Source organism: Synechococcus sp. RC10B2 (genome assembly GCF_047502635.1).
The window spans coordinates 24,803-34,455 of the sequence record NZ_JANSHO010000007.1; the positions used below are offsets into that span (position 1 = coordinate 24,803).

Annotated in this window: 8 protein-coding genes, 1 pseudogene and 1 CRISPR repeat array; of the genes and pseudogenes, 3 read left to right on the plus strand and 6 right to left on the minus strand. The window is 60.7% G+C overall.

Translation table 11 applies throughout. From position 1 onward, the window contains the following. Positions 1-208: 208 nt before the first annotated feature. Positions 209-1,337 (plus strand): peptide chain release factor 2 gene (prfB, locus tag NW855_RS01265; RefSeq protein WP_143596961.1). Its coding sequence is split into 2 segments (ribosomal slippage): positions 209-280 and positions 282-1,337, totalling 1,128 coding nucleotides; the frame shifts between segments, so codons are not numbered across the junction. On the opposite strand, the gene NW855_RS01270 is transcribed toward prfB, so the two are convergent. From NW855_RS01270 to NW855_RS01280, 3 genes are all read right to left on the minus strand, one after another. Continuing rightward, positions 1,334-2,335, minus strand: a complete 1,002-nt coding sequence (locus NW855_RS01270; protein WP_011430112.1) for an o-succinylbenzoate synthase — start codon at positions 2,333-2,335, stop codon at positions 1,334-1,336. The two genes, prfB and NW855_RS01270, sit on opposite strands and share 4 nt — an antisense overlap. Before the next feature lie 154 nt (positions 2,336-2,489). Beyond that, a CRISPR array of direct repeats spans positions 2,490-2,905; the repeat unit is 36 nt; unit sequence GTTTCCAATTTCTAGGGATCCCCCCGAAGGGGGAAC. Positions 2,906-3,214: 309 nt separating this feature from the next. Next, the gene (locus NW855_RS01275) at positions 3,215-4,072 is read right to left on the minus strand and encodes a Tab2/Atab2 family RNA-binding protein (protein WP_011430111.1); all 858 of its coding nucleotides are present in this window, start codon (positions 4,070-4,072) and stop codon (positions 3,215-3,217) included. Positions 4,073-4,089: 17 nt separating this feature from the next. Beyond that, complete coding sequence (locus tag NW855_RS01280) at positions 4,090-4,569, minus strand: VOC family protein (protein WP_011430110.1); 480 nt, start codon at positions 4,567-4,569, stop codon at positions 4,090-4,092. 259 nt (positions 4,570-4,828) lie between these two features. On the opposite strand from NW855_RS01280, the gene NW855_RS01285 reads away from it, so the two are divergent. Beyond that, on the plus strand, positions 4,829-5,971 hold the full coding sequence (locus NW855_RS01285; protein WP_099816137.1) for an energy transducer TonB: 1,143 nt from the start codon (positions 4,829-4,831) through the stop codon (positions 5,969-5,971). A gap of 24 nt (positions 5,972-5,995) precedes the next feature. Here NW855_RS01285 and gloA read toward each other — a convergent pair whose 3' ends face one another. After that, complete coding sequence (gene gloA / locus NW855_RS01290) at positions 5,996-6,430, minus strand: lactoylglutathione lyase (protein ID WP_011430108.1); 435 nt, start codon at positions 6,428-6,430, stop codon at positions 5,996-5,998. Between the two features lie 66 nt (positions 6,431-6,496). On the opposite strand from gloA, the gene gcvT reads away from it, so the two are divergent. Next, positions 6,497-7,633: a glycine cleavage system aminomethyltransferase GcvT gene (gcvT, locus tag NW855_RS01295; RefSeq protein WP_011430107.1), complete on the plus strand. Its 1,137-nt coding sequence runs from the start codon at positions 6,497-6,499 to the stop codon at positions 7,631-7,633. Here gcvT and NW855_RS01300 read toward each other — a convergent pair. Both NW855_RS01300 and NW855_RS01305 read right to left on the minus strand, forming a co-directional pair. Then, on the minus strand, positions 7,617-8,573 hold the full coding sequence (locus tag NW855_RS01300; protein ID WP_011430106.1) for a sigma-70 family RNA polymerase sigma factor: 957 nt from the start codon (positions 8,571-8,573) through the stop codon (positions 7,617-7,619). The two genes, gcvT and NW855_RS01300, sit on opposite strands and share 17 nt — an antisense overlap. Positions 8,574-9,242: 669 nt before the next feature. After that, a pseudogene (locus NW855_RS01305) lies at positions 9,243-9,653 on the minus strand (hypothetical protein); the annotation flags it as partial.

A 9,653-nucleotide genomic window follows, 5' to 3' on the forward strand; every position in this document is an offset into this window, starting at 1 on the left:
CTCCGACAGGGATCCTTCGGCAAAAGCCATCGCCCAAGGCCGCTCTGTCGCGTCCTAGAGCCGGCGCGGGATCACCCAATTGGCCAGGAATGCGGTTCACAGTGTTGCAGCAAACCTGCAAAAGAGCTGGATCCCTTGGTTGAATTGCCAGCCTACAGGCTAGGATGAGAGCCGAAGCGCAGCTTGATGCTCTCTCTTGATGCTCTCTATGGAACTGGCCGATCTGAGACGCACCCTAGAATCGCTCACCTCGCGCCTGAGCAGTGCTCAGGACTATCTTTGACCTGCCCCACCTGGAGCAGCAGATCGCCATTTTGGAGCAGGAAGCAGCGCAGCCGCAGTTTTGGAACGATGCCGAGGCGGCCCGCCGCCACCTGCAACAGCTCAACAGCCTCAAGGCCTCCTGGGATCAAATCCACCGCTGGAAGGATCGCCTAGAGGATGCTGCCAGCGCCTTGGAGCTGCTGCAAGAAGACCCGGACCCGGAGCTGTTGGCCGAAGTGTCCGGATCCCTGGCGGCGGTGGAGCGGGAGCTCGGCCAATGGGAGCTGCGGCAACTGCTTTCGGGCCCCTACGACAAAAACGGCGCCATCCTCACCATCACCGCTGGCGCGGGGGGAACCGATGCCCAAGACTGGGCGGAGATGCTCCTGAAGATGTACACCCGCTGGGCGGAAAACCAGGGCTACAAGGTCACGCTTTCGGAATACTCGCAAGGGGCAGAGGCCGGCATCAAGTCGGCCACCCTGCTGATTGAAGGCCCCTATGCCTACGGGTATCTTTCCGCCGAGAAGGGCAACCACCGCATGGAGCGCATCAGCCCCTTTAACGCCAACGGCAAGCGCCAGACCAGCTTTGCCGGCGTTGAGGTCATGCCTATCCTGGAGGAGGACAATGAGTTCGAGCTGAGGATGGAGGATCTGGAGTTCGAGACTTCTCGTTCCGGCGGGGCAGGGGGCCAAAACGTCAACAAGGTGGAAACGGCGGTGCGGGTTATCCACAAGCCCACCGGCATTGCCGTGCGCTGCACCGAAGAGCGCTCCCAACTGCAAAACAAGGAGCGGGCCATCCAGATCCTGAAGGCGAAGCTGATCGAGCTTGAGGAAGAAAAGCGCCGGCAAAAGCTGGCCGAGATCCGGGGTGAGATGGTGACCCAGGGCTTTGGGGGTCGGATTCGCACCTACACTTTCGATCCCTACAAGTTGATCAAAGACCACCGCACCAACGCCGAAACCTACAATGTCGAGGCGTTTATGAATGGCGAACCGGAGGAGCTGATGCACTTTATCCAGGCCTACCTGCGGCAGGAACGGGCCAAGCAAGCCGCCGCCGTCTAGGGCTGGCTGTGGCGCTCCCACACCGCCTGCATCAGGGCTGCCCGCTCCTGGGCTGAGAGCGTGATCAGGGTGAGGGGATCCCCTTCCTGGAAAAACTCCCCCACCCCCCATCCCAAGGCTCTGGGATGGGCTGTTTTTGCCTGCAGGGATCCCGCCCAAACTAGGCCATGCCAAGCGCCGATGGGCGTTTCCAGGGCGGAGGAGAAGGCCAAATCTAGGCTAGGGTGTTGCCTGAGGTAGTCCCTAAGGGCAAGGCAGGAGCCAACCAAGGAGGGCTTGACCACCAGGATCCCTTTCCAGCCGGCTTGGTGGACAGCTTGCAACTGCTCCAGCCCAACCACGGACTCATCCAAGGCAATGGGAGTCTGAAACTCCCAGCTCAGCCGGCTTAGATCGGCGTGCTGCGCTGGTGGCAAGGGCTGCTCGAAAAACTCAATCTTGCCTGGCCACTCTTGGTTGATCCGGTCACAGAGGGCCAGCCAGCGCCGCGCCCCTTCCAGACTCAGCCCCCCATTGGCATCCAGGCGCAAGCAGGATCCTGCGGGCAACTGCTCCAGCCAGCTTTCTAGCTTTTTCACCTCCTGCTCGAGAGGCTCCACCCCCACCTTGACCTTGTAGGCGGGGTAGGAACCTGAGGGTGGGGTTTTCCCAAAAAGCCCACACCAGGAAAGCCCGGAGAGATCCCTTGCCAGCCAGCCGGGATCCCGACAGGCCAGCCAGGCGCATTCCAGCCCAAAGCGCGTGGCGGGCAAGGTTGCCGGGATCTTCTCGATCTCTGCTTCCGACAGCTCAGGGGGCAACTGCTGACAAAATGCCAGCGCTTCCTCTACGGTCTCGCTGCCCAACCAGGGGATGGGGGCAATCTCCCCATAGCCCTGACCTCCCGTCTCCGCGTCCGTCAGCCGAACCAGGATCCCTTCGCGGATAGACCACAGGCCGTAGCGCGTGCGCAAGGGCTGGCGGAAAGGCCGCCGGTATCGGCAAAACGCAAAGCGCATGTTCAACACCTGGGGATCCCCGCTGCTAGTTTCCCCCCAAGGAAGGGGGAGCCGCTTACTTGGCCAACCTACACCCTATCTAGGGATCCCCCGGAAGGGGGAACTTGAGGACGCGTGGCTAAAGCAAGCCCGGGAGTTCTTAAACTCCCTGGGCGTTTCCAATTTCTAGGGATCCCCCCGAAGGGGGAACTTAAACGCTGCGGATGCGATCTTACGGCGCAAGGTGAATGTTTCCAATTTCTAGGGATCCCCCCGAAGGGGGAACATAGTTTAACTTACACTAAACATGCCTAAGTCCCGTGTTTCCAATTTCTAGGGATCCCCCCGAAGGGGGAACACTAATCTTCCTAGGGGCAGGCAAGAACCGCAGCTCGTACCCTGTTTCCAATTTCTAGGGATCCCCCCGAAGGGGGAACGGGATTATTGACGAGGATTGGGTGCAGATTTTAACGGCACGTTTCCAATTTCTAGGGATCCCCCCGAAGGGGGAACTGCCAATAGGAGGAAGACATGTCTACTATCTTCTTTGGGGTTGTTTCCAATTTCTAGGGATCCCCCCGAAGGGGGAACTCTACCCCTATTAAACCCAAGCAGGGCAAGGAATGCAAGGCCTATTTGCGAGGGGGTCGGTCGAAGGTGGCAAAAAAGGGCCCCGAAGAGGGGGGGTGAGAGGCCTGAAAGCCTTGTGGCGCAAGGCATCGAGCGGGTCAACGAAAGAATCAGCCTTTGCGGGTTTTGGCGAGGCGCTCGCAGAGGCGTTGATACCATTTTTGTGTTGCCTCGCAAACATAGCTAGCCTGAGGATTCACGCAAGGGTTTGCGGGCTGCCCAGGCAACTGGGGCGGAGCGAGTGGCGGGGCAGACAGGCCGACAACTGTTCTAGAGAGGGTACTGCATCAGCCAAAAGCCGGCGAAGGACTGGGCCCGGAAATCGCTCTGGATGGCAAGGAAATGGATCCCTTGGGCTTGGCGTTGTCGCTGGGCAAAGCCTTCTGCCTCCGCCCGCAGCTTTTCATCTTTTAATTGCGCAAACAGATAGCAATCGTTGAGGCCAGCCTCGAACAGCAGCCGTCCCTCGGCAACATGCAAATAAGCAGGCTCCATACCGCTCAGCCAAGCTGCTATGGGCAAAGCCCGCCGCGAGGCAATCACCAAGCCGGGAATGATCGTGTCCGGCGCCCAGGCCTCCCAGTTCACCGGGAACAGCTCGCCGAATTCCATTGGCCAGGTCTCGGCTTCCCGCAGATCCCTGGCCCGCAGCGTCACGAACGCCCAGCGCTCCCCCTGCAACTTATCCGGCAGGGGGATGGGATCCGGCGGCTCCGGCTCTACAGGGGGCTCAGGGCTGTAGGTGAACTGGGTTTCTTGGGGGTAAACCTGCTCTGCCCGCTCTCGCATCCAGGCCTTGAGGGCATAGACCCGACGGCTGGGCAGCATGGGGATCCCGGCGGCGTTGCAGGCCCGCTGCAAGATGGAGCTCATGCGGGCTCGGAAGACGCGAATGGCTGCAGGCGGCTGGGGGGCTGCCTCCAGATAGCCGCGCAACTGTTGGGCTACCCAGGTGCTATTGACCTCTTGGTTGCTGCAGTACTTGGCCTGGCGCAACTGGCCGCTGGCATCGCAGACCAGCAGCTCCCAAACCCGCCGCCCCTGCCCATCCCGCAGTGGGACGGCGTTGAAATCCATCTGCCAAATGGGGCCGCGCCCAGGGCTAGAGTGTAGGGGTTGAGTGGCCAAGGTGTTCCTCCCGTTTGCTACGCACTGCTGGGAGAGCGATCCGGAAGCTGTTGGCCTGAGGGATGGAAAGCAGTATCCCCGACCAAAGCCCATTCCCGCTCTCCAAAAATGGCGGCAGGGTAGCGGTAGTACTTAAACTCCAGCAGGTTGTAGAAGGGATCCTGCAAAAAGAAGGTGCCGTGCTCCAGGGGGGTGCCGACAAAGCGCCAGCGTGGCTCCTGATAGAAAAGCAATCCCCGCGTGCGGGCCCGCTCGGCCAGCGCCTGCCAATCTGCCTGGGCAGGGAAGATCAGGCCAAAGTGGCGGGGGTAGATGCCCCGCTGGGGCGTCAGCTTTTCCTGGGTGAGGTGGGCCACCAGTTGATGGCCATACAGGTTCAAGATGACGGCGGCAGGGGTTTCTCGACCGACCTCGCAGCCCAAGCCCTCGCCGTAGTAGGCCTTGGCCAAGGCAAGATCGGCAACCGGAAAGGCCAGATGAAAGCAGATGGGTTCCATGGGCTCTCCTGCAAATCGGGATCTCCGCTCTTTATCAAGGTAGGCGATTTTAGAACGGCTGCTGCCAGGTGGAATGCCGACTGTACGCCTTTGCGCAGGAAGCCCAACCGCTCGGATGCTATAACACTAGCTAGCGTGTAATCTGCTTGCGCCAGCAGTGCGGAGCACTCTCGCGTCAGCGAGACGGAGTCCTTTGGCCGAGTCTGCAGCAAGAGAACTCGGTGTGTTGAGAGGTTTGTAAGAAGGGGCAAGCTTGGTCATGACCAGCATCTGGGTTGAACAGCGCCGCCGCGAGGAAGAGGCGCGCGACTTTTTTTGGATGGTGGCGCTGTCCTTGCTGCTGCACGTGCTGGCGCTGCTGGCCTTGCTCTACTGGAGTCGATTTTGGCCACTTCGCCAGCAAGAACAAGAGGCCATTGAGTTTATCCTGCTAGAGCCAGAAGATCTCAAGCCGCCGGAAGAAGCAGAGCTGGTTTCGGAAGTGGATTCCCGCGATGGGGGCGAGCGGGCGGAAGCCCCCCCTTCTCAGGGCAGTCCACCCCAATCCCAGGCTGCTCCTCGCCAGGAGGCTCCCCCACCTCCTCCGCCGCAACCCCAGCCGCCGCAACCGCAGCCGCCTGCCCCTGTTCCACCCCCTGCTCCGGCGGAAGTTGCTCTGGCCACTCCTCGATCTACCCCACCCCCTACGCCAACTGCGCCTCCGGCTCCTCCTCGGCCCACTGCAACGCCGACTGCAGCGCCGCCTCCGCCCACCCCAGCTCCCCGACCCACTCCCACCCAGACTCCGCCACCGGTGGCGGCTGCTCCCCCTGCTCCGCCGGCTCCCACCCGCCCCCCCACTGCCGAGCCTCTACCCGTGCAGCCCAGGGAGCGGGACTCGGATCCCAGCCAATTGCAGCCTGTTGCGCCTGCTCCCCAACCGCCGACGGAGGTTCTCCCTGCCGAGCGGCCCTCCGATGCTTCCCAGTTGGGGCCGCCCCTCAGCGCTTCCGCTCCCAGTGATGGGGCCGGGATCCAGGGCAGAGGAGCCAGCGGCTTGGCCAACCCCACCCAATCGGCTCCCAACCCCCCCAGCGTGGCGGCGCGGGCCAATGTGGACTGGGGCCCTTGGCTGGCAGCTCTGCAACGCAAAGTGGAGCAGAATTGGATCCCTGGCCAGACCGGCACCTCCCGCCGCACAGTGGTGATCTTTACAGTGGGCCGGGGGGGCGAGCTGCAGAGCATTCGCCTGGCCCGCACTTCCGGCAGCCAACAAACCGACGACGCAGCGCTGACAGCAATTCAGCGGGCGGCGCCCTTTTTGCCCCTGCCTGAGGCCTATGAAGGCAACTCGGTGACGATCAACTTCACCTTCGACATCAACGTCTTGGGCCAGTTGACGGTGGGGGGATCCGCCAACTAGGTGGGGGATCCGCTTCTGGCAAGTTTAGGCAGAGGCGGCAGCTGTTCTTTCGGGGGCGGCACCCTGCTCCTGCAGGGATCCCATCTGGATCAGCTCGATTTTGTAGCCATCGGGATCCTCGACAAAGGCGATCACGGTGCTGCCGTGTTTCATGGGCCCGGGCTCGCGCACCACTTTGCCGCCGCGGGCTTTGATAGCCTCACAGGTGCTGTAGATATCCTCGACGCCGATGGCGATGTGGCCGTAGCCGTTGCCCAGCTCGTAGTGGTCGGTACCCCAGTTGTAGGTTAGCTCGAGCACCGCCGTTTCCGATTCGTCGCCATAGCCCACGTAGGCCAGCGTGAACTCCCCGCTGGGGTAGTCTTTTTTGCGGAGCAAGTGCATCCCCAGAACGTCACAGTAGAACTGCAAGGAGCGCTCTAGGTTGCCAACGCGGATCATGGTGTGGAGAAGACGCATGGGACGAGCTCCAAGAAATGGGCGACGTTGCGTTTATTCTAGTCCTTGACTCCTAGAGATCCGTGGATGAGCTCAACTCCCCTGCAACGCACCCCCCTGTTTCCCCTGCACCAAGCCTTGGGGGCGCGGTTTGTCTCCTTTGCCGGCTGGGAAATGCCGCTGCAGTATCAGGGGGTGGTGGCCGAGCATCGGGCGGTGCGGGAGCGGGCAGGCGTCTTCGACATCTCCCACATGGGCAAGTTCGACCTCTGGGGGCCGGAGCTGGGATCCCACCTCAGCCGTCTGGTGCCCAGCGATCTGGGCGCTGTGGCGGTGGGATCCGCTCGCTACACGGTTTTGCTAAACCCCCTAGGGGGCATTGTGGACGATGTCATCTTCTACCGGCACCCACCAGAAGGCGAGCTGGAGCACTGGAGCCTGATCGTCAACGCGGCCACCCGCCAAAAGGACTGGGAGTGGCTCCATCAGCAGGGGATCCCCGGCCTGGAACTTCAAGATCACACCGAGTCTCAGGTGTTGCTGGCGGTGCAGGGGCCGGCAGCCGAAGAGGTTTTGCAGCCTTTTTTGGCGGGATCCCTGAGGGCTTTGCGCCGGTTTCAACACGGGCAGTTTGCGACTCGAAAAGAGAGATCCTCAGGGGCAGGGGTCTTTGTGGCCCGCACCGGCTACACCGGAGAGGATGGCTTTGAGCTCCTGCTCGGCCCTGCCGACGGGCTTTGGCTCTGGGAGCAACTGGTGCAGGCGGGGGTACAGCCTTGTGGACTGGGCTGCCGCGATACGCTGCGCCTGGAGGCCGCTTTCTGTCTCTACGGGCAAGACATAGATGAGAGCACCACCCCCCTGGAAGCCGACCTGGGCTGGTTGGTCAGCAATCCAGGGGACTACATCGGCAAGCCTGCCCTCGAAAGCCAACGCCAGCAAGGGATCCCGCGCCGTCTGGTGGGGTTTCGGCTGTTGGAGCGAGCCATTCCCCGCCGCGGCTATGCCATCTACGCTCCCAACTCCCCTGAGCCGATCGGCCGGGTAACCAGCGGCACCCATTCTCCCACTTTGGGCTATGGCATCGGCCTGGGATATGTGGATTCAACTTGGGCTAAGGTGGGATCCCGGCTAGAGATTGAGATTCGGGGCCAGCGCCGTCCTGCTGAAGTGGTGAAGAAGCCGTTCTACAGAGGGCAGGCTCCAGTTAGCTTGGGGAGTTGAGCTGTCTGCCGGCCTTGGGGGTGGAGTATTCCTGCTGTAGCCGCCGCAATTTCCGCAGGGCCCGCCGCTCAATTTGCCGGACTCGCTCCCGCGAAAGACCGATGTGCTCCCCAATCTCCCGCAACGTCAGGCCCTTCGACCCATCCAGCCCATAGCGGGCCACAATTACCTGCTGCTCGCGTTCGCTCAGTTGGCTCACCAGGGCGCGCACTTCCTCGCAATGGGCAACCCGATTCAGATGTTCGATGGGATCGTTGTCCTCGTCAGGGATAAAGTGCTGCAGCTCGGTGCCGTCCTCGTCGCCTACCCCTACATTAAGGGATCGGATCTCGGCCATGTGGCGGGTGATCAGTTCGCGGTAGTTGTCGCCAATATCCAGCGAATCGAAAACTTCCTCTGCGGCAGGCCGGGATCCCTTCTCAGCGGACAGCTCGCGGTAGCGCCGCTTCACCTGGGAGACCTTCTCGTACATGTGGGCGGGCAGCCGGATCAGGCGCCCTTTGTTTTGGATGCCGCGGTTCACGCTCTGCCGGATCCACCAGGTGGCGTAGGTGGAGAACTTGTACCCCCGCGTGGGATCAAATTTTTCCACGGCGCGGGTGAGGCCAATGGTGCCCTCTTGAATCAGATCCAGGAACGGCAAGCCGCGGTTGCGGTAGCGCTTGGCAATCGACACCACCAGGCGCAGGTTGCATTCCACCATGCGCTTTTTGGCCGCTTCCCCCTGCCGCAGGATCTGCTGCAGCTCCTCTAAAGGGATCCCCAGCCGTCGGCTCCAATCCTCCAGCGACTCGTGCTGCCGCCGCTGCTCCAGAAGGGCCATCATCCGCTGCACTTGGTGGGCCAGATGCAGTTCTTCCTCAGCGGTGAGCAACGAGTAGCGCCCAATGATTTTTAAAAAACGCCCCACTGCGTCTTGCAGCTCAAGATTCTCCGCCATATCAAACCCCACACCATAAGTTGATGCCCTGTCAGAATCTTCGCTTCTGCTGTCGCATCAAGCTTGCTTCCCACAGTACGAAGCCGACCTTGCTGCAAACAGCACTTTATTCATACCAGTAGAAAAGCCTTTCCGTAAAGGTTTTGGCAACCTAAAATCCAGACTTTCAGCGGCTATTTGATTCACTAAATTTATTGAGTCTTGTCCTTGAGCTACCGCCAGCGGTTCCTCAGTTCCGGCCTCTGTCAGCTCGCCGATTTACGGGTAGATGTTACTAAAATAAGGCGATTCCGTTACTCAAAACTTAAATCAATAGGACAGAAAAAAGCAAGCAAGATCGGTCATGCTCTCTCAATCGTTAACCAGATTGTACTGAGATAAGAAACATGTTTTTTGATACACTCTACATCGCTACAGATGCCTATTTTGTCTGTAGAAATCTATCGGAGAGGCTGGCCCGGCAAGGTATCAAACAGCCTGCTAATCCATTTCTGAAACCTTTTGAGGCTGATTTCAGAGAGAGTTGTCAATGAGCCTCAACCCCAAACCAGCCAAGGCAGATCCCAAGGAAAAGCCATCGTCTTGGCTGCCCCAAGTTTAGAGTAAATCAAGATAAATTTTGGATCTCAGACACTACCCATAGAGTCAAGTCTTCGAGCCGCCATCGTACTACAGGTTATCCGTCGAGTAGGGGCTATGGAGCCCAGGCGGGAAAAGCCGCAACCCCTGCTGTCGCACTCGCCGCTCCTGGAAGGGGATGGGGGTGACGCGCGGCAAAGGTGTAGCCACAGGCTGGGGAGTTGAAGTGGGGACAGGCTGCGGAGAGGGCTCTGGGCTGGGTTCAGGTTCAGGAGTGAGCCCTACGGGCGGTGGCGCGGGAACAGCCGGGATCCCTTCTGCGGTGGGACGGGAACGGTCCAGCTGAAAGCGAGGCTGGCGAGGCGGCGCGGGAGTGGGTGTCGGGGTGGGCGTCGGCGTCGGGGTGGGCGTCGGCGTCGGGGTGGGCGTCGATAAACATATGAGATAACACGAGACGTAGAGGAATCGGGGATTCCAGCTGGTGGGTGTAGTTAAGAGGGG